The organism is Burkholderia sp. SCN-KJ, from assembly GCF_024656005.1.
GTDB lineage: Bacteria > Pseudomonadota > Gammaproteobacteria > Burkholderiales > Burkholderiaceae > Burkholderia.
The window spans coordinates 135,202-161,056 of the sequence record NZ_JANKOG010000008.1 but is presented as its reverse complement, the minus strand read 5'-3'; the positions used below and the strand labels follow the sequence as shown (position 1 = coordinate 161,056).

The window sequence follows — 25,855 nt, the reverse complement described above, 5'->3', positions numbered from 1 at the left end:
CGCATGACGCCAACGCGCGCGATGCCGGCCCGTCCGCCGAGCGCGCGCCATCATGCCGCCGCAACAAAAACGCAGCGCTAACGCAGCGCTTAAGCAGCACAAAATGATTCGCCCTCCGGCCTAGTCCATCCGGCCATCCCGGCGCAGGCGTCCGCCACCGGTACAATGGGCGCTTCCGATTTCTCTCTTCGCCGTCTCCCCATGTCGCTTTATTCCATTACCGGCGCGCAACTCGCGTTCGGTCACGTCGCGTTGCTCGATCACGCGGACTTCTCGCTGGAGGCCGGCGAGCGCGTCGGCCTGATCGGTCGCAACGGCGCGGGCAAGTCGTCGCTGCTGAAGATCGTCGCCGGGCTCGCGAAGCCCGATGACGGGCTGATTACGCGTCAGCAGGAGCTCGTGACCGTCTATGTGCCGCAGGAGCCCGAATTCGAACCCGGCGCGACCGTGTTCGACGCCGTGGCATCGGGGCTCACGCACACGCGCGAAGTGCTCGAAGAATACGATTCGATCGCGCATCGCCTCGCGGAAACACCGGAAGGCGCCGAACACGACGCGCTGCTCGCGCGGATGAACGCGCTGCAGTCGTCGCTCGATGCGCACGACGCATGGAACTGGCGCACGCGCGTATCGATGACGCTCGCGCAGATCGGCCTGACCGACGGCGACGCGCAGGTCGACGCATTGTCGGGCGGGATGCAGAAGCGCGTCGCGCTGGCGCGCGCGCTGGTGCTGCAGCCCGACGTGCTGCTGCTCGACGAACCGACCAACCACCTCGACTTCGACGGCATCCGCTGGCTGGAAGAACTGCTGGTCGCGCAGCGTGCGGGCCTGTTGTTCATCACGCACGATCGCGCGTTCCTCGACCGCGTCGCGACCCGCATCGTCGAGCTCGATCGCGGCCGGCTGCTGTCGTATCCGGGCAATTTCTCCGCGTACCAGACGCGCAAGGCGCAGCAGCTCGAAGTCGAGCGCGTGGAAAACGAGAAGTTCGACAAGCTGCTCGCGCAGGAAGAAGTGTGGATCCGCAAGGGCGTCGAGGCGCGCCGCACGCGCAGCGTCGGCCGCATCGCGCGGCTGGTGCAGATGCGCAACGAGCGCGCGGAGCGCCGCAATTCGCAGGGCAACGTGAAGCTCGACGTCGCGCAGGGCGAGAAGTCGGGCAAGATCGTCGCGGAACTGACGGACGTGACGAAGCGCTACGGCGAGCGCACGGTCGTCGACACCTTCTCGACGACGGTGATGCGCGGCGACAAGATCGGCTTCGTCGGCCCGAACGGCGCCGGCAAGACCACGCTGCTCAAGCTGATCCTCGGCGAGCTGAAGCCCGACACGGGCACGGTGCGCACCGGCACGAACCTGCAGGTCGCGTATTTCGACCAGATGCGCGCGCAGCTCGACCAGGAAAAGAGCCTGGCCGACACCATCAGCCCCGGTAGCGAATGGGTCGAGATCGGCGGCGTGCGCAAGCACGTGATGAGCTATCTCGGCGACTTCCTGTTCGCGCCGGAGCGCGCTCGCTCGCCGGTGAAGTCGCTGTCGGGCGGCGAGCGCAACCGGTTGCTGCTCGCGCGCCTGTTCGCGCGTCCGGCCAACGTGCTGGTGCTCGACGAACCGACCAACGATCTCGACATCCCGACGCTCGAACTGCTCGAAGAGCTGCTGGCCGACTACGACGGCACGGTGCTGCTCGTCAGCCACGATCGCGCGTTCCTCGACAACGTCGTGACATCGGTGATCGCGGCCGAAGGCGACGGCAAGTGGCGCGAATACGTCGGCGGCTTCACCGACTGGCAGATCCAGAGCGAGCGTTCGCAGCAGCTCGCGCAGCAGGAAGCGGCGAAGCGCGCGGTGAAGGAAGCGGCGCCGGTCAAGGAAGACGCGGCGAAAGGCGCGGCCGGCCGCAACGCGCAGCGCACGGTGAAGCTGTCGTTCAACGAGCAGCGCGAACTCGATGCGCTGCCCGAGAAGATCGCGGCGCTCGAGGAAGAACAGAAGACGATCAACGCGCAACTCGAGGACGGTTCGATCTTCGCGAAGGATCCGCAGGAAGGCACGCGCCTGACCGAGCGGTTCGCGGCGATCGACGACGAGCTCCTCGCCGCGCTCGAGCGGTGGGAGACGCTCGAGGCAAAGCGCAAGCCGGTCTGACGCACCGCGCGCGGCGCATGGCGGCCGGGCGGCCGGCAGCGCCGGGCGACGATCTTGCGACGGCGCGCCACGCGGAACCAGTAAAATACCGCGCGTCCCGGGTCGCTCGGCGCACGCCGCGCGCCCGCTTTCGGAGCAGTCCAAGCACACCGTTGTTTCGATTCGCTTTTTTACGGAACTCAACGTTTTGTCCACGACGTTATCCACACGAGGTGTGGACAACGTCCCGATGAATGACGAAATTCAGCGCCTATGTCAACGAAGAAGCCCAGCGCGGCCTATAGCGAAGCATCGATCAAGGTGCTCAAGGGCCTCGAGCCGGTCAAGCAGCGGCCCGGCATGTACACCCGTACCGAAAATCCGCTGCACATCATCCAGGAAGTCATCGACAACGCGTCCGACGAGGCGCTCGGCGGTTACGGCAAGCAGATCACGGTCACGCTGCACGCCGACCAGTCGGTGTCGGTCGAGGACGACGGACGCGGCATCCCGTTCGGGATGCATCCCGAAGAGGGCGTGCCGGTCGTCGAGATCGTGTTCACGCGCCTGCACGCAGGCGGCAAGTTCGACAAGGCCGCCGGCGGCGCGTACACGTTCTCGGGCGGCCTGCACGGTGTCGGCGTGTCGGTGACGAACGCGCTCGCGACGCGTCTCGACGTGACGGTCTGGCGCGACGGCAAGATCGCCGAACTCGGCTTCGCCGACGGCGACGTCGTGAAGCCGCTCGCGACGCAAGGCGCGGGCCGCGGCGAGAAGAAATCCGGCACGCGCGTGCAGGTGTGGCCGAATCCGAAGTACTTCGATTCGCCGAACCTGCCGCTCGGCGAGCTGCAGCGTTTGCTGCGCTCGAAGGCCGTGCTGCTGCCGGGCGTCGAGGTCGTGCTCGTCAACGAGAAGACCGGCGAGCGCCAGGCATGGAAATACGAGGACGGCCTGCGCGGCTACCTGCTCGACGAGATGAACGGCAGCGAGCTGCTGATCCCGCTGTTCGAAGGCGAGCGTTTCGCCGATGCGCGTTCGACCGACGACACCTTCGCCGAGGGCGAGGGCGCGTCGTGGGTCGTCGCATGGAGCGAGGAAGGTTCGCTCGTGCGGGAGTCGTACGTGAACCTGATCCCGACGCCAGCCGGCGGCACGCACGAGTCGGGCCTGCGCGACGGCCTCTACCAGGCGGTGAAGAGCTTCGTCGAACTGCACAACCTGCAGCCGAAGGGCGTGAAGCTGCTCGCGGAAGACGTGTTCGCGCGCGTGTCGTTCGTGCTGTCGGCGAAGGTGCTCGATCCGCAGTTCCAGGGGCAGATCAAGGAGCGCCTGAACAGCCGCGACGCGGTGAAGCTCGTGTCGTCGTTCTCGCGTCCGGCGCTCGAACTGTGGCTGAACCAGCACGTCGAGCACGGCAAGAAGCTCGCCGAACTCGTGATCAAGCAGGCCCAGGCGCGCACGCGCGCGGGCCAGAAGGTCGAGAAGCGCAAGAGCTCGGGCGTCGCGGTGCTGCCGGGCAAGCTGACCGATTGCGAGACGGAAGACATCGCGCGCAACGAACTGTTCCTCGTCGAGGGCGACTCGGCGGGCGGTTCGGCGAAGATGGGCCGTGACAAGGAATACCAGGCGATCCTGCCGCTGCGCGGCAAGGTGCTGAATACGTGGGAAACCGAGCGCGATCGCCTGTTCGCGAACAACGAGGTGCACGACATCTCGGTCGCGATCGGCGTCGATCCGCACAGCCCGGACGACACCGTCGACCTGTCGAACCTGCGCTACGGCAAGATCTGCATCCTGTCGGACGCGGACGTCGACGGCTCGCACATCCAGGTGCTGCTGCTCACGCTGTTCTTCAAGCATTTCCCGCAGCTGATCGAGCGCGGTCACGTGCACGTCGCGCGGCCGCCGCTGTTCCGCGTCGATGCGCCCGCGCGCGGCAAGAAGCCCGCGCAGAAGCTCTATGCGCTCGACGACGGCGAACTCGAGGCAACGCTCGACAAGCTGCGCAAGGACGGCGTGCGCGAAACGCAGTGGAGCATCAGCCGCTTCAAGGGTCTCGGCGAAATGAGCGCGGAGCAGCTGTGGGACACGACGATGAATCCCGACACGCGCCGCCTGATGCCGGTGAAGCTCGGCGAGCTCGACTACGAGGCGACGGTTGCGCGCATGACGATGCTGATGGGCAAGGGCGAGGCAGCCGCGCGACGCGGCTGGCTCGAGGAAAAGGGCAACGACGTCGAAGCGGACATCTAAACCCGCGCGGCCGGGCATGACGCCCGGCCCGGCCTCACGCCACTTACGAATACGGAATACAGATGGACGACAATACTTCCGATCTCTTCGCCGGGTCCGACGCACCGGAAGCCGATGCGCTGACGCTCGGCAACTACGCGGAGCAGGCGTATCTCAGCTACGCGGTCAGCGTCGTGAAGAGCCGCGCGCTGCCCGACGTGTGCGACGGCCAGAAGCCGGTGCAGCGCCGGATCCTGTTCGCGATGAACGAAATGGGCCTCGGCCCGGACGCGAAGCCGGTGAAGTCGGCGCGCGTGGTCGGCGACGTGCTCGGTAAATACCACCCGCACGGCGACCAGTCGGCGTACGACGCGCTCGTGCGTCTCGCGCAGGATTTCTCGCTGCGCTATCCGCTGATCGACGGGCAGGGCAACTTCGGCTCGCGCGACGGCGACGGCGCGGCGGCGATGCGCTACACCGAAGCGCGGCTCACGCCGATCTCGAAGCTGCTGCTCGACGAGATCGACCAGGGCACGGTCGACTTCATGCCGAACTACGATGGCTCGTTCGAGGAACCGAAGACGCTGCCGAGCCGCATGCCGTTCGTGCTGCTGAACGGCGCGTCGGGCATCGCGGTCGGCCTCGCCACCGAAATCCCGTCGCACAACCTGCGTGAAGTCGCGGCGGCGGCGGTCGCGTTGATCCGCAATCCGAAGCTTTCGCACGCGGAGCTGATGAACCTGATTCCCGGCCCGGATTTCCCGGGCGGCGGCCAGATCATCTCGAGCGACACCGAGATCGCGGCGGCCTATGAAACCGGCCGCGGCAGCCTCAAGGTGCGCGCGCGCTGGAAGATCGAGGATCTCGCGCGCGGCCAGTGGCAACTCGTCGTCACCGAGCTGCCGCCGAACACGTCGGGCCAGAAGGTGCTCGAGGAAATCGAGGAACTGACCAACCCGAAGCTCAAGCTCGGCAAGAAGACGCTCACGCCCGAGCAGCTCAACACCAAGAAGGCGATGCTCGACCTGCTCGACGCGGTGCGCGACGAGTCGGGCAAGGAAGCGGCGGTGCGGCTCGTGTTCGAGCCGAAGTCGCGCACGATCGACCAGACGGAATTCGTGAACACGCTGCTCGCGTACACGAGCCTCGAATCGAACGCGACGCTGAACCTCGTGATGATCGGCGCCGACGGCCGGCCGGGCCAGAAGGGGCTGCTGACGATCCTCGACGAGTGGGTGAAGTTCCGCCAGCTGACGATGACGCGCCGCTGCCGCCATCGTCTCGCGAAGGTCGACGACCGCATCCACATCCTCGAAGGGCGGATGATCGTCTTCCTGAACATCGACGAGGTGATCCGCATCATCCGCGAGTCGGACGAGCCGAAGGCCGCGCTGATGAGCGCGTTCGGCCTCTCCGACCGCCAGGCGGAAGACATCCTCGAAATCCGCCTGCGTCAGCTCGCGCGGCTGGAGAAGATCAAGATCGAGAAGGAGCTCGAGGCGCTGCGCGACGAGAAGGCGAAGCTCGAGGAACTGCTCGCGAACGAAAGCGCGATGAAGCGGCTGATGATCAAGGAGATCGAGGCCGACGCGAAGCAGTACGGCGACGATCGCCGCACGCTGATCCAGCAGGAAAAGCGCGCGACGTTCGAGGCGAAGGTGGTCGACGAGCCGGTGACGGTCGTCGTGTCGCAGAAGGGCTGGGTGCGTGCGCTGAAGGGCCACGGGCTCGACCCGGCCGGCTTCACGTTCAAGGCCGGCGATCACCTGTATGCGGCGTTCCAGTGCCGCACGCCCGATCGCCTGATCGCATGGGGCAGCAGCGGCCGCGTGTACTCGGTCGACGTATCGGTGCTGCCGGGCGGGCGCGGCGACGGCGTGCCGGTCACGTCGCTGATCGAGCTCGAATCGGGCTCGCACCTGATGCACTACTACGCGGCGCCGGCCGATCAGCAACTGCTGCTCGCGTCGAGCAACGGCTTCGGCTTCCTCGCGAAGGTCGGCGACATGGTGAGCCGCGTGAAGGCCGGCAAGTCGTTCATGACGATCGATGCAGGCGCGGTGCCGCTCGCGCCGATGCCGGTGCTGCCGAACGCGACGCAGGTCGCGTGTCTGTCGAGCGGCGGCCGGCTGCTGGTGTTCGGGATGGACGAGATGAAGACGCTGTCGGGCGGCGGCCGCGGCGTGATCCTGATGGCGCTCGACGACAAGGAAACGCTCGTGCAGGCGCTCGCGATCGACCCGGCCGGCGTCGTGCTGATCGGCACCGGGCGCGGCGGCAAGGCGCAGGACGAAACGCTGTCGTACGCGGGGCTCGCGCCGCACGTCGGCAAGCGCGCACGCAAGGGCCGCGCGCCGGAAACGAAGCTCAAGGTCGTCAACGAGCTGCGTCCGCTGCTCGGCTGACGCCGCGCCCGGTCGCCGGTTCGACCGGCATCGAAGGCCGCACCTCCGCTTCGGCGGGCGTGCGGCCTGTTTCTTTTTGGGGCGACGCATGCAGGAAAGCGAGCGTGGCGCCGTCACGCGGAACTTGCAAATATTGTGAAATACCGCCAGGGGTCTGAACCGACCGGCGGTCCGCCGGTCGAATGTCGCTCGAGACCGCGCGTGACGCGGCTGTTCGTTGCACTCAACTCATAACAGGATTGCCGCCATGTCCCACGCCGTTGCCGTCGCGCTGTTTCTTCATCTGCTGGCCGTCGCCGTGTGGGTGGGCGGGATGGTCTTCGCGAACTTCTGCCTGCGCCCGGCGCTGTCCGACCTGACGCCACAGCTGCGGCTGCCGCTGATCGAGGGCGTGTTCGGCCGCTTCTTCAACTGGGTGTCGGGCTCGGTGATCGTGATCCTGCTGTCCGGCGGTTTCCTGCTCATGGCATTCGGCGGCGCGCACGCGACGTGGACGCTGCATGCGATGGCGGGGCTCGGCGTCGTGATGATGCTGATCTTCGGCCATATCCGCTTCGCGCTGTTCCCGCGCATCCGCCGCGCGGTGCAGGCGCAGAACTGGCCGGACGGTGCGCGCGCGGTGAACACGGTGCGCCTGCTGGTCGTCGTCAACCTCGTGCTCGGCGTCGTGACGATCGGCGCGGCCGTGCTGTCGCGCGGCTTCTGATCGCCTCGCCGGCCGCTGATTTCGCGGCGCCGTTCGGCGCTCGCCGCCGGCGCGGTGCCGCGCGCCGCTACGCGGCCAGCATCGCGTCGAGCAGCCACGCGCCGGCCGGGCCGAGCGGCCGGTTGCGCGACCACACGGCATCGACCCGCACGCGGCGCGGCCAGCCGCGCGCGCGCAGCTCGCACAGCCGATCGCGCGCGAAGTGCTCGACCATCCAGCGCGGCAGCTCGGCCCAGCCGAACCCCAGCACCGCCATCTCCAGCAGCATCAGGTAGCTCGGCGCGAGCCAGCGCTGCGTGCCGACGACGATCCGGTTGGCGGCGCCGCGATCCTCCGGTTTCACATACGTATTGAGGCGCAGCTCGCGCGCGTCGCGCAGTGCCGCATGCGGCACGTCGGCGTCGCCATAGGCCGCCAGCGCGTGCGTGCGCCCGACGAACAGGCCGATCTCCGACTCTTCCGCCACCGTCGCCGCGCCGATATCCGGCGGATAGACCGCGCGCGCGGCCATCAGCCCGAGCTGTGCGCGACCCTGCTGGATCAGGTCGAGCACGTCCTCGTGCTCGGCAATCTGGCATTCGAGCTCGAGCGCCGGAAAGCGCCGCTCGAGCGCCATCAAGGTTTCCTCGTAACGCTTCGACTGGTACGTGTCGGACACGACGAGCGTCAGCCGCGCTTCCTCGCCCTGCGCGAGCCGCGCGGCGGTGCGGTCGATCGCCGCGCCGGCCTCCAGCGCGCGCTGCACCTGCGGGAGCAGCGCGCGGCCGGCATCGGTCAGCGTCGGCGCGCGCGTCGAGCGGTCGAACAGCTGCACGCCGAGATCGATCTCGAGGTTCGCGATCGCTTCGGACACCGTCGACTGGCGCTTGCCGAGCTTGCGGGCGGCGGCCGTGAACGAGCCGAGCAGCGCGGCTTCGGCAAAGGCGAGCAGGGCTTCGGGGGCGTGGCGCATGCGGCAAACCTCAGGGCGTTATATCGGTAAAACCGATGATATCAAACTGGAGTAGCGCGGTTTCGCCGATCAAAATGGCCGGCATCGATTGTACGAACGCATTGGAGGGAACCATGAAACAGATCAACAAAACGGTGACGGAACGTCTCGTTCATGCGCTGACGTTCGAGCTGGTCGCGATCGCGCTGTGCGCGCCGATCGGTGCGTGGCTGCTCGACATGCCGGTGTCGCACGTCGGCGTGCTGACGGTGATGGTGTCGCTGATCGCGATGGCCTGGAACATGACGTTCAACACGCTGTTCGACCGCTTCGAACGGCGGGCGGGCCTCACGCGCACGCTCGGCATGCGGGTCGCGCATGCGGTCATGTTCGAGCTCGGCCTCGTCGCGATGGTGGTGCCGGTCGCCGCGTGGTGGCTGAACGTGAGCCTCGTCGAGGCGCTGCTGCTCGACCTCGGCATCGTGCTGTTCTTCCTGCCTTACACGTTCTGCTTCAATCTCGCGTACGACGCGCTGCGCGCACGCTGGGTCGCACGCCGCGTCGCGGTACCGGCGGGCTGAGCGGCAAGCGTCGGGCGGTGGGGGCGGCGACCGGGGCCGGCCGTCAGTGCGCGACGGCCCACAGCCACACGCCGCATGCGATCGCGACCACACCGTAGACGGCATACACGGGCACCTTGAGGCGCGTGAAGCACAGCGTCGCGAAGGCGCCCGTGAGCCAATAGACGGGATCGGCCGGCTCGCGATGCAGGATCCTCACGACGGCGACGACGAGAAAGCCCGTCGTCGCCGCGCGCAGCAGGCGCATGCCGTGCTCGAAGCGCGAATGGCGCTTGAGCCGGAACAGATGGTTCTGTGCGAATACGACGAGACACCCCGACGGAATGAACAGCGCGGCGGTCGCGAGCAGCGCGCCGCTCCAGCCGTCGGTCAGGTAGCCGAGAAACGGCACGACGTTCAGCAGCGGGCCGGGCGCCACCGGCGACAGCGCGAACGCGAGCGTGAAGTCGCGATCGGAGATGCCGGTGGCCGGCGACACGAACAGCGTCTTGAGCACGGGCAGCGCGGAGAAGCCGCCGCCGAACAGCGTCATGCCGGCGCCCGCGAGCCGTGGCCACAGCAGCGTCTCCTGATAGTCGCCGGGCAGCGGCAGCGCGAATACCGCGACGAGTACGGCCAGCAGCACCAGCAGGTTGCGGTCGCGCTTCGACAGCGTGACGTCGACCGCGGCGTGTTGCGGCGGCCCGGTGAGCCAGCCTGCTGCAAACGACGCGAAAAGAATCCCGACGAAAGCGGCCGGACTATGCGCGAAAGCGAGCAGAATCGTCGACAGCGCGGCGATCGCCTGTTCGAGCCGCGTGCGCGCGAGCGCGCGCAACTGCTTGACCCACGTGACGCCGATCAGCGCGGCGAGCACCATCCCGAAGTGATTGATCAGCACCGGCGCGGCCAGCGAGCGCACGATCGGCGTGCGGTAGAAGATCGCGAACAGCGTCATCAGCACGGAGAACGGCAGGACGCTCGCGATGCCGGCGACCCAGGCGCCTGCGCGGCCGTGCAGCGTCTGGCCGACCTGCACGGCGACATTGCAGCCGACGGGGCCTGGCACGAGCCATGCGAGGGCGACGAGATCGGCGAATGCGTGCGGCTCGATGCGCTGCCACCGCTCGACGTAGTGGCGTTCGAGCTGCGCCATCATCGAAAGCCCGCCCCACGACAGCGCGGAAATGCCGGCGACGACCTTGAACAAGGCCCACAGGGAGGCCTGTGCCTGTTCGACACGTTCGGCCGCTTCGACTTCGACGGTGGTCATGATGGTGTTGCGGTTGGCGCCGGGCCTGGTCTCGCGCATAAGGACGTGCCGGCGGCCCGCCGACACGATGGCCCTCCCGATTGTCCACCGCGGGTCATGACACTGCCATGCGCGAAAACGCTAGTAAATGAACTAAACAACCGCATCGGAAGCCGAAATAATCGATGTGCCGCGCAACATGGGCCGTGCAGGTTGCGGGTTCAGGCGCCGGTGCTGCCGGTCGCGCGGTGCGCGAGGACGTTCGGCCGGTTGCCGCGCACGCCGAAGCGCGCGATCAGCGCGGGGATCGCGTCGGCCGGCACGGGGCGCGAGAACAGGAAGCCCTGCGCCTCGATCTCGCCGAGCGCGGACAGCCATGCGATCTGCTCCTCGGTTTCGGTGCCTTCGACGACGACCGTCAGGCCGAGCGAGCGCGCGAGATGCACGATCGACGACACCATCACGCATACGCTGCGATCGTTCGGGATGGCCTGCACGAACGAGCGGTCGACCTTCAACGTATCGACGGAGAAGCGGTGCAGGTACGACAGCGACGAGTAGCCGGTGCCGAAGTCGTCGAGCGCGATCCGGATGCCGAGCTTCTTCAACGCGACGATCTTCTCGGACACGAGCTCCGGATATTCCATCATCGCGGTCTCGGTGATCTCGAGCTCGAGCCGGTTCGCGTCGATGCCGGTGTCCTGCAGCGCCTGCGAAATGGTCTCGATCAGGTCGCCGCGCCAGAACTGCACCGGCGAGATGTTGACCGCGAGCGTCAGCGTGTCGTGGCCGTCGTCGCGCCAGCGCGCGATCTGTTCGCACGCGGTGCGGATCACGAAGTCGCCGATCGGCACGATCAGGCCCGTCGATTCGGCTATCGAAATGAATTCGTTCGCGGAGATGATCCCGTGCTCGGGGTGGTCCCAGCGCGCGAGCGCCTCGAAGCCGGTGATCGTGCGGTGCGTCAGGTCGATCTTCGGCTGGTACGCGAGGAACAGCTGCCCCTCGGCGAGCGCGACGCGCAGTTGCTGTTCCCAGCGCATCAGGTGATCCGCGCGATGCGACAGGTGCGGCGCGTAGAACTGGTAGCAGTTCTTGCCCGCATCCTTCGCGCTGTACATCGCGAGGTCGGCCTTCTTCAGCAGGTCGATTTCGCTTTCGTTCGCGACGGTGTGCAGCGCGATGCCGATGCTCGCATGCAGCACGAACGAACTGCCGCGCACGTCGAACGGCTCGCCGAACATCCGGATGATCGCTTCCGCGAGCCGCACCGCGCGCCGTTCGACGTCGTCGCCCTTCATCACGACGACGAACTCGTCGCCGCCGATCCGCGCGAGCGACCCTTCGTCGCCGACGGCTTCCGACAGGCGCGACGCGGTCATCTGCAGCACGATGTCGCCGGCGTTGTGGCCGAGCGTGTCGTTGACGGTCTTGAAGTTGTCGAGGTCGATGAACAGCAGGCCGAGCCGCGACAGGCTGGCCGGCATCGACACGTCGTTGCGCAGCCCGCGCAGCGTTGCATAGCGGTTCGCGAGGCCGGTGAGCAGGTCGTATTCGGCGAGCTGGGTCATCTCGCGCTCGCGGCCGAGCAGCTTGCCGATCAGCCCGGTCGCGACGCCGAAGAACGCGAGCATCGCGAGCGTGATGAAGCTCGTCATCAGCAGGTAGACGTTGCGCGTATGGTAGTAGTCCGCGTATTCCTCGGTCTGCGACAGCCCGACCATCACCGCGAGTGGGTAGCCGTCGAGGTGGCGGTACGACACGATGCGCGTGACGCCGTCGATCGGGTCGATGATCGTGCCCGTCACGCGCTCGGCGATCGGGTAGACGCCCGATGCGGAGAACGCCCCCGGTGCGTTGTTGACCGAGCCGGTGCGCCGCGCGAGCACGGCACCCGTATCCGACACGACGGAGATCACGCCTTCCTTGCCGATCGCCGCGTTATTGTAGAAGTCGTTCGTGAAGTAGCTCGGGTCTTCCGACACCACGACGATGCCGGCGAAGCTGCCGTCCGGGTTGTTCAGGCGCCGCGTCATCTGCAGCGTCCAGTGGCTCGACACGCGGCCGAGCACGGGCTTGCTGATGTACAGGCGATCGTCGTTGTGCGCGAGGTGGACCTTGAAGTGCTCGCGGTCGGACAAGTTGATCGGCTTCGGGTGGAGTTCGGCCGTGTTCGCGAACAGGATGCCCTTCGCGTTGACGAGCGAAACCTGGATCAGCGTGTCGCTCGGCACGACGCCTTTCTCGACCGTGCTCGCGAGGTTGAAGCGCGCGGGCGATTTCTCGAATTCGAACTTGACGAAGCGGGTGATCTGGTCGACCTGGTGGATCGCCTTGACCGTGTGCTGTTCGAGCGCGGACGACAGGATCGCCGCGGAAGCTGCCGCTTCCTTGTACGCGCTGTCCTTTTCGACCGACAGCCGCGCGATGATCACGGCCCACAGCAGCGCGAGCGCGAGCATCCCGAGCAGCGGGATCGCGAACAGCGCGCGCCGGCGCGACTTGCGTGGCGCGCGTAGCGGCCGGTTCGGCGGCGGGTGGTTTGACCGGGCGGAGCTCATCGAAGAGGGCGGCGTCCTGCTCGCGTGCGCCATCCCGCGCGGGATGGCCTGCTATGGTAGGGGTCGCACCGGCGTCTGTTCGTTCGCGGGATGCGCAACCATGGACAGACCCGCCGAAGCGACGGATTAGGCCCGATATTACTGGCTGGAACGTTTTTGCGATAGCCGGGGGAATCGTAGGGCGCCGGCCGGGCCGGCGCCATCGCACATCGCGAAATGTTACACGGGGGACCGGAAGGTGCCGTTGACGACCGTGACGACGTGGCCGCCGATCCACGTGGTGCCGTCTTCGGCATAGCTGACGAAGATGCGGCCGTCGCGGCCGATCGCCGTGCCCTGGCGGGCCGTATACGACTGGCCGGGGCGGCGTTCCTGCCGCGTCAGCAGCCCGGCCAGCGCGGCGTTTGCGCTGCCGGTGACCGGGTCCTCGCCGAAGCCGAAGTCGCCGCCGGTCATCAGGCAGCGGATTTCGAAGGTCGCGGGACCGCCTTCGGCATGCGGCGCGTAGACCGCGAGGCCGTCCGTGCCGTAGCGGCGCGTGAGCGCCTCCAGCGCGGCCGGATCGGGCGCCAGGCCGATGCACGCGTCGGCCGACTTCAGCCGCACGACCAGCCACGGCGCGCCGTTGTCGATCGCGCACGGCTCGGCTTCCAGGTCGATCGCGTCGCTGCGCAACGCGGCCGCCAGTGCCGGGTAGTCCGAACGGTCGAGCGGCGTGAACCGTGCCGGCGGCGCGGCGAATGCCCAGCTATCGGCCTGTTCGCGCAGTTCGACCAGGCCGACCCCGCATTGCTGGACCAGCCGGCCCGGCGTGCGCGGCCGCGCGCCGCTTTCCAGGAACGCATGCGCGGTGCCGAGCGTCGGGTGGCCGGCGAACGGCAGCTCGCCGGCCGTCGTGAAGATCCGCACGCGATAGTCGGCGTCCGGATCGGTCGGCGTGCAGACGAACGTGGTTTCCGACAGGTTCGTCCAGCGGGCGATCGCGAGCATCGCGTCGTCGCCGAGCGAGTCGGCGTCGAATACCACGGCGAGCGGGTTGCCCTTGAACAGCACCGACGTGAACACGTCGACCTGCTTGAAGCGGACGAGACGACCGGTCACCTCGATGCCCCCGTTACGCGACTTCGGCGATCAGTTCGATCTCGACGCACGCGCCGAGCGGAATCTGCGCGACGCCGAACGCCGAACGCGCGTGCTTGCCGGCGTCGCCGAACACCTCGGCGATCAGTTCCGACGCACCGTTCGTCACGACGTGCTGTTCGGTGAAGTCGAGCGTCGAGTTGACGAGGCTCATCAGCTTCACGATGCGCGTGACCTTGTTCAGGTCGCCCGTGTGCGCGTGCAGCGTCGCGAGCAGGTCGATCGCGATCGCGCGCGCAGCCGCCTTGCCGTCTTCCGTCTGCAGGTCGGCGCCGAGCTTGCCGGCCCAGACCTTGCCGTCCTTCTTCGCGATGTGGCCCGACAGGTAGACCGTGTTGCCGCTTTGCGCGCTCATCACGTAGGCGGCGGCCGGTGCGCCGGCGGTCGGGAGCTCGATGCCGAGCGACTTCAGCTTGTCGTAGACGTTAGCCATGGGTTCGATTCCTCGTGGATCGTAGAGAGTCGTGACAGGGAAAAAGCGGATCAGAGACGCTCGCGCAGCAGCTTGCCGAGGCGCGCGACACCTTCCTCGATCTTCTCCGGCGGCACCGTCACGAACGACAGGCGCAGCGTGTTCTGCTGCGGGTCGTTCGCGAAGAACGGCGCGCCCGGCACGAAGGCGACGTGGTTGGCGACCGCGGCTTCGAGCAGCTTCATGCTGTCGATCTGCGCGGGCAGGTTCACCCAGATGAACATGCCGCCGTCCGGGCGGTTCCACGTGACGCCTTCCGGCATGTGGCGCGCGAGCGACGCGAGCATCGCCTCGCATTGCGCGCCGTACAGCTGGCGGATCGTCGGGATGTGCTCGTCGAGGAAGCCGTCCTTGATCACTTCGTGCGCGATGCGCTGCGTGAGCGTCGGCGTGTGCAGGTCGGTGGCCTGCTTGGCCTGCACGAGCTTGAAGTGGAGTTCCTCGGGGGCAATGATGTAGCCGATCCGCAGGCCCGGTGCGAGCACCTTCGAGAACGTGCCGAGGTGCACGACGTGATCCGGCGCCATCGACAGCATCGTCGGCAGCGGCTCGCCCTGGTAGTTCAGTGCGCCGTACGGGTCGTCTTCCAGCACCGGGAACGGGCTCGACTGCGCGAACGCGGCGAGCGCGCGGCGGCGCTCGACGGGCAGGCGGCGGCCGGTCGGGTTCTGGAAGTTCGGCTGCGCGTACAGCAGGCGTGCGCCTTGCGTGAGTTCGGGCGTGAGGCCTTCGGGCAGCAGGCCCTGCTCGTCGGTCGGCACCTGCACGTAGCGCGGCTCGTACAGCGAGAACGACTGCAGCGCGCCGAGGTAGGTCGGGGTTTCGACGAGGATCGGGCTGTCCGGATCGATCAGCGCCTTGCCGAGCAGGTCGAGCGCCTGCTGCGAGCCGGTCGTGATCAGCACCTGCGACACGCGCACGCTGTAGCGCTCGGCGATCCATTCGCGCAGCGGCAGGTAGCCTTCGGTCGCGCTGTACTGGAGTGCGGCGGCGGGCGCATCGCGCAGCACGCGGTCGGCCGCGGCGCGCATGCGCTCGGCCGGGAACGTCGCGGGAGCGGGCAGGCCGCCTGCGAACGAGATGACCTCGGGGCGTTCCGTGACCTTCAGGATCTCGCGGATCGCAGAGCTCGTCAGCTTGCGGGCGCGTTCGGAAAGCTGCCAGTGCGGCGGATGCAGGTCGCTCGGATTCATAGTCTCCTCGTTCGGATATCGTGGTCAGTCAAGAAAGGTCGGTCAGGCAGATTGCGTCGACGCAGCCGGGTGGGCGTACGGGAGCGCGATCGGGCCGTCGCGGCCGGGTGGGCAAAACCGTTCAGGCAAAACGGACATTATGGCGCACCTCATCAACCGGCGCGAGCGGGACGCGGGGCCGTGGCCACCGCCGAGCGCCGGCCGAGCATCACGGTCGCGATCACGGCGGCCGCGAACAGCCAGGTCGACGGCGTCACCGTTTCGCCGAACAGCAGCGCGGAAAAGGCGATCGTGAAGAAGATCTGCAGCAGTTGCACCTGGCCGACGCGCGCGATGCCGCCCATGGCGAGCCCCGCGTACCACGCGAAAAAGCCGATGAATTGCGAAAAGAGGGTCACGTAGCCAAACGCGAGCCACGTGCGCAGCGCGAGCGGGGCAGGGTGCGCGACGTGCTGCGTCCACGCGAGCCAGCCGACCGGCAGCACGAGGAACGGCGCGGACACGACGAGCGCCCAGCAGATCACCTGCCAGCCGCCGATCTGGCGCGCGAGGCGCGCGCCTTCCGCATAGCCGAGCGCGCCGATGCCGACCGCGACGAGCATCAGCGCGTCGCCGGCCTGCACCGTCCCGCCGCCGTCGCGCAGCGCGAACGCGATCACCAGCGCGCTGCCGGCCAGCGCACTGGCCCAGAACGCCTTCGACGGCCGTTCATGCGACAGCCACGCCGCGTACAGCGCGACGAACAGCGGCTGCAGGCCGTTGACGACCGCGCCATGCGACGCCGGCACGGTCTTCATCGCCCACGCGGAGAACACCGGATACGCGATGATCACGCCGGCGGACACGACCGCGAGGCTTTTCAGCTGCGCGCGGGTCGGCAGCCGTTCGCGGCGCCACCACAGCAGCAGGCCGGCCGGCGCCGACGCGGCGAGCGCGCGGCCGAGCCCGTTCAGCAGCGGGTTGAGTTCGGAGACGACGATACGCGTCATCGGCAGCGTGAGGCTGAAGATCATCACGCCGATGAGGCCGAGCAGCATGCCCCGGGTTTCGCGCGAATTCATGGACTGGGTGTCTCCGTATTGCAGGGTTCGGGTAATCGAAAGGGCGCCAGGGCGGTCAGCGCAGCGTGCGTGCGCCCTGCGGCGTGTCGAATTCGGCGACGAGCGCCGGCGGGCCGTCGCCGGTGTCGAGGTCGAGCAGATGGCCGGCGCCGAGCCAGTCGAGCTGCTCGCGGACGGCATCCGCACGCGGGTGGACGCCCTTGAGCGCCTTCAGCGCGACGCCGTTGTCCGGCAGCGATTCCGCCGGATGGCGCGGGCTGTCCCACTGGATCAGCGACGGCACGAGGCCGTCGCCGGCGCCTTGCCATGCGGGGAATGCGCCGTCGTCGGGCACCGTGAGGCCCCAGCTCAGGTCGCCGCGCCGCATCGCGACGACCGGCGCGATGCGCGTCGGGTACTGGCTTTGCCACAGCGCGAGCCGGCGCGGGCGATCGACGCGCGCGACCCAGTGCGCGAGGAACGGGCCCTGCGCGAGCCGCGCGTGCATCGCCGGATCGTCGAGCGCGAAGAGCCGCGCGCGCGGCGGCGTGGCGTCGTCGCCTGTCGCGGGCGCGTCGGGATCGATCGCGATCACTTCGAGGTACAGCCCGCCCCACGCGCCGAACAGCGCGTTGTGGGTGCGCATCAGCGGATGGCGGCCGCCGCCGGCCGGTTCGATGCCGAGCGCGTCGGCGACGTGGCGTACGCCTTCGTCGAGCGTGCGCGCGGCGATCACGAGATGGTCGAGGGTCAGGGAGCGGGCTGGCATGAACGTCGGTCGGGAAGCGAAAGTGTCATGGTGGGGGCGACGCGCGGGACGGTCGGGCGGCCGGCCGGTGCCCGGCCGCGAATGCAGGCCGGACGGGGCTGCGCCGCATACGGCAGGGCCGGAACGGCGGCCGCACGATCGCCATTCCGGTCAACTGTAATCGTCGGCACCGGCACAGTAACGGTACAATCGGCGCGATAGCCTTCGGTACAGTTGGAGCCGCCGCCCATGTCCACCGTCCCACTCGCCCAGATTCCCGCGCCGCACGATACGGCCACGCTCACCCTCGTCGACCAGCTCGTCCAGTGGGCGCGGCGCCGCATCGACGAACGCGTGTTCCGGCCCGGCATGCGGATGCCGTCGATCCGCAAGCTCGCGCTCGACAAGAGCGTGTCGCGCTTCACCGTGGTGGAAGCGTACGAACGGCTCGTCGCGCAGGGCTACCTCGACTCGCGGCGCGGCTCGGGCTTTTACGTGCGCGAGCGCACGGCCACCGGCCCGCTGCCGGCCGACAACGTGGTGCGCGTGGCCGAGGCCGCGCCGGTGCACAACACGATCGACGTGGTCTGGCTGCTGCGCAACATGCTGCATACCGCGAGCCCGGAAAAAGGGCCGGGTCTCGGCTACCTGCCGGGCCGCTGGCTCGACGGCGAGTTGATCACCGGTGCGCTGCGCGCGCTCGGGCGCCAGTCCGGCGCGCAGATGCTCGGCTTCGGCACCGCGCAGGGTTTCCTGCCGCTGCGCCAGCAGCTGCAGACGCGGCTCGCGGAAGTCGAGATCGGCGCGAAGCCCGAGCAGCTCGTGATGGTGTCGGGCATCACGCAGGCGATCGACCTGATCTCGCGGATCTACGTGCGTCCCGGCGATGCGGTGATCGTCGGCGATCCCGCGTGGTTCCAGATGTTCGGCCGCTTCGCGTCGCAGGGCGCGCAACTGGTCGGGATGCCCTATACGCCCGACGGCCCCGATCTCGACGCGCTGGAAACGCTCGTGCAGATGTGGCGGCCGAAGATGCTCGTGATCAATTCGGTGCTGCAGAACCCGACCGGCACGTCGCTGTCGGCCGCGCAGGCGTTCCGGATCCTGAAGCTCGCGGAGGCGTACGATTTCCTCGTCGTCGAGGACGACGTGTACGGCGACCTGTGCCCGCCGAGCTATTCGGCCACGCGGCTCGCGAGCCTCGACCAGTTGAAGCGCGTGATCTACCTGGGCAGCTATTCGAAGACGCTCGCGGCGAATTTGCGGGTCGGCTATGTCGCCTGCGCGCCGGAGATCGCGAAGGCGGTCACCGACCAGAAGATGCTGGTCGGGATGACGACGCCGGAGCTCAACGAGCGCGTGTTGTACAAGATCCTGACCGAAGGGCACTACCGGCGCCACGTCGAGCGGCTGCGCGCGCGGCTCGACGGCGTGCGCGACAAGACCGCGCGGATGCTCGAGCGTACCGGGCTGCGGCTCTTCACGATGCCGGCGGCCGGGATGTTCCTGTGGGCCGACACGGGCGTCGATTCGGATGCGCTCGCGGCCGCCGCGCACGAGGCAGGCTTCCTGCTGACGCCGGGGAGCCTGTTCTCGCCGCAGCAGTCGTCGTCGACGTGGACGCGCTTCAATGTCGCGAACTGCGGCGATCCGGCGCTGCCGGGGTTTCTCGCGCGCTATATCGACTCGGCGGCGCGGCGCGCGTCGTGACGGAGGGCGGCACGCCGCCCTTGAAATCCGCTCGCCCGTCCCCAGATACCCGCGCAAACCGCCTGCGCCAGGCGGTCGTCCTTGACGGGCCCGCCGGCATCGCGCGCCGGGCGCCCGCGCTACACCACTCAAGTTCAAGTAAGAGGAAACAGCATCCATGGCACACGAAACGATGAGCTTTCAGGCAGAGGTCAAGCAACTCCTCCACCTGATGATTCATTCGCTCTACAGCAACAAGGAAATCTTCCTGCGCGAACTGGTGTCGAACGCGTCCGACGCGGCCGACAAGCTGCGTTTCGAAGGGCTCGCGGACAACGCGCTGTACGAGAACGATCCGAACCTGCGCATCCGCATCGGCTTCGACAAGGCGGCACGCACGGTCACGATCGAGGACAACGGCATCGGCATGAGCCGCGACGAGGCGATCGCGAACCTCGGCACGATCGCGCGTTCGGGCACCAAGGAATTCTTCACGAAGCTGTCCGGCGACCAGCAGAAGGATGCGGCGCTGATCGGCCAGTTCGGCGTCGGCTTCTACTCGGGCTTCATCGTCGCCGACAAGATCACCGTCGAGACGCGCCGTGCCGGCCTGCCGGCGAACGAAGCCGTGCGCTGGGAAAGCGCGGGCGAGGGTGATTTCACGATCGACGCGATCGAGCGCGCGCAGCGCGGCACGAAGATCACGCTGCACCTGCGCGAAGGCGAGGACGAGCTGCTGTCGTCGCACCGCCTGAAGTCGATCATCCAGAAGTATTCCGATCACATCGCGCTGCCGATCCTGATGCAGAAGGAAGAGTGGGATCAGGAAAAGGGCGAGATGGTCCTGAAGGACGAGGACGAGACGGTCAACCAGGCGAGCGCGCTGTGGACGCGTTCGAAGAGCGACGTCACCGACGAGCAGTACACGCAGTTCTACCAGCACATCGCGCACGACCACCAGGATCCGCTCACGTGGACCCACAACCGCGTCGAGGGCCGCAGCGAATACACGCAGCTGCTGTTCGTGCCGGCGCACGCGCCGTTCGACCTGTGGAACCGCGACTACCGCGGCGGCCTGAAGCTGTACGTGAAGCGCGTGTTCATCATGGACGACGCCGAGCAGCTGCTGCCGCAATACCTGCGCTTCGTGAAGGGCGTCATCGATTCGGCCGACCTGCCGCTGAACGTATCGCGTGAAATCCTGCAGGAAAGCCGCGACGTGAAGGCGATCCGCGAAGGCGTGACCAAGCGCGCGCTGTCGATGCTCGAGGAGCTCGCGAACGCGGAAGAGGATGCCGGCAAGGAGAAGTACAAGACGTTCTGGAGCGCGTTCGGCCAGGTGCTGAAGGAAGGCCTCGGCGAGGATCACGCGAACCGCGAGCGCATCGCGAAGCTGCTGCGCTTCGCATCGACGCACGGCGACACCGACGCGCAGGACGTGTCGCTCGCCGACTACGTGTCGCGCATGAAGCCCGAGCAGAGCAAGATCTACTACGTGACCGCCGATACGTGGCAGGCCGCGAAGAACAGCCCGCATCTGGAAGTGTTCCGCAAGAAGGGTGTCGAGGTGCTGCTGCTGACCGATCGCGTCGACGAATGGATGCTGTCGTTCCTGCACGAGTTCGACGGCAAGCCGCTCGCGAGCGTGGCGCGCGGCGATCTCGACCTCGGCGAGCTGAACGACGAGGAAAAGAAGGCGCAGGAGCAGGCGGGCGAGGCGATCAAGCCGGTCGTCGAGAAGATGAAGGAAGCGCTCGGCGACAAGGTGAAGGAAGTGCGCGTCACGTTCCGCCTGACCGATTCGCCGTCGTGCCTCGTCGCCGACGACAACGACATGAGCGGCTACCTGCAGCGGATGCTGAAGGCGGCCGGCCAGAACGCGCCGGCGATGCAGCCGATCCTCGAGATCAATCCGGAGCATGCGCTCGTGAAGCAGCTGGATGCCGATAGCGCCCATTTCGGCGACTGGTGCCATCTGCTGTTCGACCAGGCGTTGCTGGCCGAAGGCGGGATGCTCGACGATCCGGCGAGCTTCGTGAAGCGGACCAACGCGCTGCTGCTGTCGCGCAGCGCGTGAACGCGCGGATGCGATTCGACGGCGCACGGGCGGGCTGGCGCGACACGCCCCGGCCCGGCTGCACGCTCGACCAGCGCGACTGGCTGACGCGCGGCGGTTCGCTGACCGCGCATCTCGCGCGGCTCGGCAGCGTGAGCGTGCGCGTGACGCGCGAGGCCGTCGACTGTCCGTGGTTCGACGAGCCGGACGCGCTCGACAGTGCGCCGCGCGCGCCGATGTGGGTGCGCGAGGTGATCCTGTCGGTCGACGGCACGCCGTACGTCGCCGCGCACAGCATCGCGCCGCTCGCGGCCAGCAAGGGTGTGTGGCAGGCGATGCGGCGGCTGCGCACGCGGCCGCTCGCGGAGCTGCTGTACAGCGATCCGCAGGTCGAGCGCTCCGCGCTCGTCAGCCGGCGCGTGATCGCAGGTCATCCGCTGTATGCGCTCGCGAGCCATGCGCTCGGCGCGGGCGTGCGCGCGCCGCATGCATTCGCTGCGCGGCGCTCGGTGTTCCAGCGGCACGGCAAGCCGCTGATGGTCACCGAATGCATGTTGCCCGCGCTGTGGCGCCATCTCGATGCGCACGGCGACGGGCCGCGCTCCGTCGGACCGCGCGGAGCAGCGTGATGCTGCAAGGCTTTCCGCCGGTCGTCGGGCCGCATACGCATACGATGATTCTCGGCAGCTTTCCGGGCGAGGCGTCGCTCGATGCCGCGCAGTACTACGCGCATCCGCGCAACCAGTTCTGGCGGTTGCTCGGTGCGGTGCTCGGCGAACCCGGGCTGCACGAACTCGTGTATGACGCGCGGCTCGAACGCGTGCTTGCGCACGGCATCGGCATCTGGGACGTGCTCGATGCATGCCATCGCAAAGGCAGTCTCGATTCGGCGATCCGGAATGCGAAGCCGAACGACTTTGCTTCGTTGCGCGAGCATGCGCCGTTGCTGAAGAAAGTCTGCTTCAACGGCAAGACGGCAGGGCGGTTTGCCGATGTGATCGGCGCGGCCGGTTATGAAACGCTCGTGTTGCCTTCGTCGAGTCCGGCGAATGCGACGTTGTCGTTCGAACAGAAACTGGTGCTCTGGCGCGCAATTCGCACCTGAGGCGCGCCGGATTCCGAGGATTCGGTGAAGCGGTATCAGGTGGGCGGCGGCATGTGCCTGGCGCCCCTGGCCGCGGCAATGCGACCTTGTGCGGCGACGAGTTGGTCGTCGGTGGTCGCCACCAGCCACAGACGTGCGTGCTCCTCGATCCGGCGGTTGTGGTCCTTCAACGGACCCATCGCGGCAGCGGCCTTCCAGACCACCGGGCCGATTCGGCTACTCCTGCCCGACGGCGCGCCTACCAGCAGGCAGTAAGGTCCCAGCGGAAGCGATACGAACGGAAGTGCCGGACTGGCGCTCACGCGCCAGTCGATGAACGGTGTGTCGCTGATCAGCAGCGGCGTGGGCAAGCCGTAGAGCACACTGAAATCGTACAGCGCCAGCTGTTCTCGCATGGCGACGTACGTTCGCCGGATGTCGTCGACAACCGCCGCGCGGATCTCGTCGTCGAACATGGGTTCCTGCGCGTAGCGGGCAAATGCCTGTCGAGCCTCCCGTTGATACGCGCTGAACAGGCCGATCTCCACGCAGTCCTGCACCGCGCGCTGAACCTCCGCGACAGAACCGGCTTCCGCTGGCGTGCCCAGTTGCGCAGCCCGCAAAAAGCGGGCAAGTCCTTCCTCGTGGATCGCAGGACCCTCCGCGGATGCGTCGTCGTCAACGTTCTTGCCAAGGGGCACGTAGATATATTTCTCGGCAGCGAAATGCGATTTCTTGCCTGCGTCGAACTTGATTTCGCCATCGACGCAATCGAGATAGCGCGTCCCGATTCGGCCGTGCTCCCAGACCCAATTCTTCAGGAACGGACGGAGTGGATGCAGTCTGTCGTGATCGGCCATCGCAACCTCCAGGTTTCCGTGTATGAGCCATTCCGGCAACGCGACGCACCCTCCGCGCCGTCGCAGGGGCCCGCACTACAACGCGAGCGTGCCCAGCTCCTCATAAGTACGATGCAGCCAGACCTTGACGCGCTGCCGCTCCAGCAAGCCGAGCCCCGTGGCGGCGCGGTCGGGATGATTGACCGCCGCCCAGAAGCTCGCGCTTTGACGATCGATCTTCTGCATCGTCGTGTCGGGCAGGCGGCGCAGCGTAATCACGCTGGCGCCGAGGGCCTCGGCCCGCTCGCGTTCGCCGGACGCCTCCAGAATCTCGAAGCGATCGCCGCGGACTTCATTCAGTACCAGCACCAGCCTGATGCGTCCACCGAATTCGTCGAGCCAATGCCGCAGCAGATCGACCGAATCGCGTCCGGTGTCCATCACGTGCCACCACGTCAACGTGAGGCCGTGCTCTTCGGCAAAATCCAGCACGTCCGAATCGTCGAGCCATCTTGCGAGCGACTGCCGCGTCTGGGCTGCGAGGTCGACCAGTATGCGCCGCTGCGGATCTTCGAGCGCCGATTCCATGACCGGATCGAGGCTGTCATGCTGGTCGAGCACGGCAGGCGCGGCAAAATCGGCATAGAACCGCAGTAGCGCGCCGTGCGATCGGTCGGTATCGAAGCCCATGAAGGGCACGCTCCGATCGATGAAATACTGGGCCAGCACACGGGCGGCGAGCGATTTGCCGACGCCGCCTTTTTCCCCGCCGATGAAGTGGATGTGACTCATGATTACGAAATCCCGTGTGATGGAGCCGGTATGGCCGGAACGGATGTTGGCAGGCTTCGATGACGTTACGGCGTAACAGGTCACGTCGAAAGAAAATGCAGGTGCGACAGCAGCATGCTGTCTGATCGACGCCGATGTCAAACTGAACAAAATGGCAGCGCGAGCATGCGCCATCTCTGAAGCGTGAACCTAGAAGCGCTCGACGCGCACCTCGACCGAATCCTTGGGCACGGTCAATCGCGTGCGATCGAGCAGGGCATCTGCGGGCGCGGTGCCGTCCGGGTTCAGCGGCCTCACTTTGTTGAACACCACGCAAAAAAGCTCCGGCGTGACGGTGGCTGACGCATAGCCCTGTGCGTCGTGGTCGGCGTGGCGCAGATCGGGGTTGTTCGTCGTCAGGAAGGTGTCGAGTTTGGCCGGGGTGGCGGCCAGTGACGCAAACGGCGTGCCGCTCCATGCGGCTTTCAGGTAGGAATAGAAGGACGCGCTGCTGATGCCTGCGCAGACGAAGTCGACGGCCACGGGCGAACCTTTTGCAGGGTCGGGGTCCTCCCGCACGATGCCGCACTGAAACGCATGCAGGTCCCCGCTGATCGCGACGACGTTGCGGATTCCCTGCTCGTTCAGGTATGAGAGCAGCTCGCGTTTGTGCGCCGGATAGCCGTCCCATGCGTCGCAATCGATCACGAGGCGTGCCGCCGGTGTCTGCGGCGCGCCTGGCATCACGGCCCACAGTCGGTTCAACATCACCTCGTTGCCCCACACCTTCCAGGTCGCAGGCGAACCCTTCATCGTGGCCTTCCACCATTGCGTCTGCTCCGGGCCGAGCATCGTCGGCGCGCGACCAAGCTGCGCGGTAGCCTGCGCCTCCAGGCGCTGCAGCACACCCTGGTTGACGAAGTAGCGCGAGCCGGCTGCGTCGTCGCCATTGACCGGGTCGTGCCCGCGTGCACGCGCGACAGACGCCTCGCTGACGACATGGTCGTCGCGATACAGCCGCTCGTCCGTCATCACGAGATGCATCAGCGTGCCGAAGCGAAATTCGCGATAGATACGAATGTTGGTGTACGACGGATTGTCCGGTTCGAAGCGCACGTCGCTCCAGTCCACCGGCATGTACTCCGCCCACGCGCGACTGGCGTTGCGGCGGCGCTGCGTCTCCTGCCTTTCCTCGTTGGTGTAGACCTGATGATCCTGCCAGCAGTCGTCGGAAAATTCGTGGTCGTCCCATATCGCGATCATCGGCAGGCGCTGGTGCAGCGTCTGCAAGCGCGGGTCGGTACGATAGGTGCGATAGAGCGTCCGATAGTCTTCGAGCGTATCGGCATACACGCGGCCATCGGCGAGCGGCTTTCCGTCAGGCAGGCGCAGCGGAGGGTGCGCCGCCTCGACCGTGCCGGGTCTCGAGGCCCCAACCGTCTCATAGATGTAATCGCCCACATGCACGACGAAATCGAGATCGCTTTCGGCTGCCAGCAGGCTCATGGCTTGCCAGTGATTGATGCTCCAGTCCTGGCAGGTGAGCCATGCGAAGCGAACGCGGTGGTTGGCCTCGTCAACATCGGGAGCCGTGCGCGCGACGCCGGTGGCACTCACGTCGCCGCCGGCGACGAACCGGTAGTGGTACGTGAGATTCGGTGCGAGCGCCGTTACCTTCGCGCGCACGGTGAAGTCATAGATGGCGCGTGCTCCCAACGGAACGCTGGCGACGAGCGCCGAGAAATCCGGCCGCGTCGATACTTCGAGCCGTAACGGGATCGTGTGCGCGACGCCTTTCGCGCGGTGTCGCGCGTTCTCGGCGACGGGCACGCAGCGCGTCCAGAACACGACGGAGCGATCGCGCGGATCACCGCTGGCGACGCCTTGCGGGAACCGATACCGGCCTTTGCGCGCGGCGCTGGCAGATCGGGCCGACAGCGGCACGCCAAGCGTACCGGTGGCTGCCGCAACCGTGAAAAAGGTCGACGACTTGAGGAAATGGCGGCGATCCATCGATCCTCCCGATCGACATACCAAGGATGC

20 protein-coding genes are annotated in these 25,855 nt (G+C 67.3%); 9 read left to right on the top strand and 11 right to left on the bottom strand.

Going from position 1 to position 25,855, the window contains the following annotated elements; all coding sequences use genetic code 11:
* The first annotated feature begins 165 nt into the window (after positions 1-165).
* The 4 genes from NQV17_RS15585 to NQV17_RS15570 all read left to right on the top strand — a co-directional run bounded on the left by NQV17_RS15585 (position 166) and on the right by NQV17_RS15570 (position 7,476).
* On the top strand, positions 166-2,151 hold the full coding sequence (locus NQV17_RS15585) for an ATP-binding cassette domain-containing protein (RefSeq protein WP_257772927.1): 1,986 nt from the start codon (positions 166-168) through the stop codon (positions 2,149-2,151).
* A 252-nt stretch (positions 2,152-2,403) separates the two neighbouring features.
* The gene (locus NQV17_RS15580; protein WP_124487170.1) at positions 2,404-4,386 is read left to right on the top strand and encodes a DNA topoisomerase IV subunit B; all 1,983 of its coding nucleotides are present in this window, start codon (positions 2,404-2,406) and stop codon (positions 4,384-4,386) included.
* 62 nt (positions 4,387-4,448) lie between these two features.
* A complete protein-coding gene (gene parC / locus NQV17_RS15575; RefSeq protein WP_044846423.1) occupies positions 4,449-6,770 on the top strand; it encodes a DNA topoisomerase IV subunit A in 2,322 nt (773 codons plus the stop codon).
* A gap of 247 nt (positions 6,771-7,017) precedes the next feature.
* A complete protein-coding gene (locus NQV17_RS15570; RefSeq protein WP_006752878.1) occupies positions 7,018-7,476 on the top strand; it encodes a CopD family protein in 459 nt (152 codons plus the stop codon).
* A gap of 67 nt (positions 7,477-7,543) precedes the next feature.
* On the opposite strand, the gene NQV17_RS15565 is transcribed toward NQV17_RS15570, so the two are convergent.
* Positions 7,544-8,428: a LysR family transcriptional regulator gene (locus NQV17_RS15565; RefSeq protein ID WP_257772926.1), complete on the bottom strand. Its 885-nt coding sequence runs from the start codon at positions 8,426-8,428 to the stop codon at positions 7,544-7,546.
* A gap of 113 nt (positions 8,429-8,541) precedes the next feature.
* Between NQV17_RS15565 and NQV17_RS15560 the strand changes: the two genes are divergently transcribed.
* The gene (locus tag NQV17_RS15560) at positions 8,542-8,988 is read left to right on the top strand and encodes a multidrug/biocide efflux PACE transporter (protein WP_257772925.1); all 447 of its coding nucleotides are present in this window, start codon (positions 8,542-8,544) and stop codon (positions 8,986-8,988) included.
* Positions 8,989-9,031: 43 nt separating this feature from the next.
* Here the strand turns inward: NQV17_RS15560 and NQV17_RS15555 are convergent, their stop codons facing one another.
* The 7 genes from NQV17_RS15555 to NQV17_RS15525 form a co-directional block, all read right to left on the bottom strand.
* The gene (locus tag NQV17_RS15555) at positions 9,032-10,240 is read right to left on the bottom strand and encodes a chromate transporter (protein WP_257772924.1); all 1,209 of its coding nucleotides are present in this window, start codon (positions 10,238-10,240) and stop codon (positions 9,032-9,034) included.
* Between the two features lie 200 nt (positions 10,241-10,440).
* Positions 10,441-12,780, bottom strand: coding sequence for an EAL domain-containing protein (locus NQV17_RS15550; protein ID WP_257772923.1), 2,340 nt, complete (start codon positions 12,778-12,780; stop codon positions 10,441-10,443).
* Positions 12,781-12,999: 219 nt separating this feature from the next.
* The gene (locus tag NQV17_RS15545; RefSeq protein ID WP_257772922.1) at positions 13,000-13,881 is read right to left on the bottom strand and encodes a PhzF family phenazine biosynthesis protein; all 882 of its coding nucleotides are present in this window, start codon (positions 13,879-13,881) and stop codon (positions 13,000-13,002) included.
* A gap of 13 nt (positions 13,882-13,894) precedes the next feature.
* On the bottom strand, positions 13,895-14,353 hold the full coding sequence (locus NQV17_RS15540; protein WP_034190720.1) for a RidA family protein: 459 nt from the start codon (positions 14,351-14,353) through the stop codon (positions 13,895-13,897).
* Positions 14,354-14,403: 50 nt separating this feature from the next.
* Complete coding sequence (locus NQV17_RS15535; protein WP_257772921.1) at positions 14,404-15,585, bottom strand: PLP-dependent aminotransferase family protein; 1,182 nt, start codon at positions 15,583-15,585, stop codon at positions 14,404-14,406.
* 152 nt (positions 15,586-15,737) lie between these two features.
* Positions 15,738-16,646, bottom strand: coding sequence for a DMT family transporter (locus NQV17_RS15530; RefSeq protein WP_059703450.1), 909 nt, complete (start codon positions 16,644-16,646; stop codon positions 15,738-15,740).
* 55 nt (positions 16,647-16,701) lie between these two features.
* Entirely contained in the window at positions 16,702-17,394 is a 693-nt protein-coding gene (locus NQV17_RS15525) for a VOC family protein (RefSeq protein ID WP_257772920.1), read from the bottom strand.
* 228 nt (positions 17,395-17,622) lie between these two features.
* Between NQV17_RS15525 and NQV17_RS15520 the strand changes: the two genes are divergently transcribed.
* The 4 genes from NQV17_RS15520 (at position 17,623) to NQV17_RS15505 (ending at position 22,223) form a co-directional block, all read left to right on the top strand.
* Positions 17,623-19,083 (top strand): PLP-dependent aminotransferase family protein, encoded by a 1,461-nt coding sequence (locus NQV17_RS15520; protein ID WP_257772919.1) that lies wholly within the window; start codon positions 17,623-17,625, stop codon positions 19,081-19,083.
* A 157-nt stretch (positions 19,084-19,240) separates the two neighbouring features.
* A complete protein-coding gene (htpG, locus tag NQV17_RS15515; RefSeq protein WP_257772918.1) occupies positions 19,241-21,139 on the top strand; it encodes a molecular chaperone HtpG in 1,899 nt (632 codons plus the stop codon).
* A gap of 8 nt (positions 21,140-21,147) precedes the next feature.
* Complete coding sequence (locus NQV17_RS15510; protein ID WP_257772917.1) at positions 21,148-21,747, top strand: chorismate lyase; 600 nt, start codon at positions 21,148-21,150, stop codon at positions 21,745-21,747.
* Complete coding sequence (locus NQV17_RS15505) at positions 21,747-22,223, top strand: DNA-deoxyinosine glycosylase (protein WP_257772916.1); 477 nt, start codon at positions 21,747-21,749, stop codon at positions 22,221-22,223. The genes NQV17_RS15510 and NQV17_RS15505 overlap by 1 nt, the downstream gene beginning before the upstream one ends.
* A gap of 35 nt (positions 22,224-22,258) precedes the next feature.
* On the opposite strand, the gene NQV17_RS15500 is transcribed toward NQV17_RS15505, so the two are convergent.
* The 3 genes from NQV17_RS15500 to NQV17_RS15490 all read right to left on the bottom strand — a co-directional run bounded on the left by NQV17_RS15500 (position 22,259) and on the right by NQV17_RS15490 (position 25,825).
* Positions 22,259-23,062, bottom strand: coding sequence for a hypothetical protein (locus NQV17_RS15500; protein ID WP_257772915.1), 804 nt, complete (start codon positions 23,060-23,062; stop codon positions 22,259-22,261).
* 75 nt (positions 23,063-23,137) lie between these two features.
* Positions 23,138-23,833: a mobilization protein gene (locus tag NQV17_RS15495; RefSeq protein WP_039319584.1), complete on the bottom strand. Its 696-nt coding sequence runs from the start codon at positions 23,831-23,833 to the stop codon at positions 23,138-23,140.
* A 189-nt stretch (positions 23,834-24,022) separates the two neighbouring features.
* On the bottom strand, positions 24,023-25,825 hold the full coding sequence (locus NQV17_RS15490) for an alkaline phosphatase (protein ID WP_257772914.1): 1,803 nt from the start codon (positions 25,823-25,825) through the stop codon (positions 24,023-24,025).
* Between the last annotated feature and the right edge of the window lie 30 nt (positions 25,826-25,855).

What these genes read in the sequence shown, in the direction of transcription:
- NQV17_RS15580 (WP_124487170.1), top strand. Translation starts at nt 2,404, where the DNA reads ATGTCAACGAAGAAGCCCAGCGCGGCCTATAGCGAAGCATCGATCAAG.
- NQV17_RS15555 (WP_257772924.1), bottom strand. Translation starts at nt 10,240, where the DNA reads ATGACCACCGTCGAAGTCGAAGCGGCCGAACGTGTCGAACAGGCACAG.
- NQV17_RS15535 (WP_257772921.1), bottom strand. Translation starts at nt 15,585, where the DNA reads ATGAATCCGAGCGACCTGCATCCGCCGCACTGGCAGCTTTCCGAACGC.
- NQV17_RS15490 (WP_257772914.1), bottom strand. Translation starts at nt 25,825, where the DNA reads ATGGATCGCCGCCATTTCCTCAAGTCGTCGACCTTTTTCACGGTTGCG.
- NQV17_RS15540 (WP_034190720.1), bottom strand. Translation starts at nt 14,353, where the DNA reads ATGGCTAACGTCTACGACAAGCTGAAGTCGCTCGGCATCGAGCTCCCG.
- NQV17_RS15585 (WP_257772927.1), top strand. Translation starts at nt 166, where the DNA reads ATGGGCGCTTCCGATTTCTCTCTTCGCCGTCTCCCCATGTCGCTTTAT.
- NQV17_RS15505 (WP_257772916.1), top strand. Translation starts at nt 21,747, where the DNA reads ATGCTGCAAGGCTTTCCGCCGGTCGTCGGGCCGCATACGCATACGATG.
- NQV17_RS15500 (WP_257772915.1), bottom strand. Translation starts at nt 23,062, where the DNA reads ATGGCCGATCACGACAGACTGCATCCACTCCGTCCGTTCCTGAAGAAT.
- NQV17_RS15530 (WP_059703450.1), bottom strand. Translation starts at nt 16,646, where the DNA reads ATGAATTCGCGCGAAACCCGGGGCATGCTGCTCGGCCTCATCGGCGTG.
- NQV17_RS15510 (WP_257772917.1), top strand. Translation starts at nt 21,148, where the DNA reads ATGCGATTCGACGGCGCACGGGCGGGCTGGCGCGACACGCCCCGGCCC.
- NQV17_RS15565 (WP_257772926.1), bottom strand. Translation starts at nt 8,428, where the DNA reads ATGCGCCACGCCCCCGAAGCCCTGCTCGCCTTTGCCGAAGCCGCGCTG.
- NQV17_RS15570 (WP_006752878.1), top strand. Translation starts at nt 7,018, where the DNA reads ATGTCCCACGCCGTTGCCGTCGCGCTGTTTCTTCATCTGCTGGCCGTC.
- NQV17_RS15495 (WP_039319584.1), bottom strand. Translation starts at nt 23,833, where the DNA reads ATGAGTCACATCCACTTCATCGGCGGGGAAAAAGGCGGCGTCGGCAAA.
- NQV17_RS15560 (WP_257772925.1), top strand. Translation starts at nt 8,542, where the DNA reads ATGAAACAGATCAACAAAACGGTGACGGAACGTCTCGTTCATGCGCTG.
- NQV17_RS15525 (WP_257772920.1), bottom strand. Translation starts at nt 17,394, where the DNA reads ATGCCAGCCCGCTCCCTGACCCTCGACCATCTCGTGATCGCCGCGCGC.
- htpG (WP_257772918.1), top strand. Translation starts at nt 19,241, where the DNA reads ATGGCACACGAAACGATGAGCTTTCAGGCAGAGGTCAAGCAACTCCTC.
- NQV17_RS15550 (WP_257772923.1), bottom strand. Translation starts at nt 12,780, where the DNA reads ATGAGCTCCGCCCGGTCAAACCACCCGCCGCCGAACCGGCCGCTACGC.
- NQV17_RS15520 (WP_257772919.1), top strand. Translation starts at nt 17,623, where the DNA reads ATGTCCACCGTCCCACTCGCCCAGATTCCCGCGCCGCACGATACGGCC.
- parC (WP_044846423.1), top strand. Translation starts at nt 4,449, where the DNA reads ATGGACGACAATACTTCCGATCTCTTCGCCGGGTCCGACGCACCGGAA.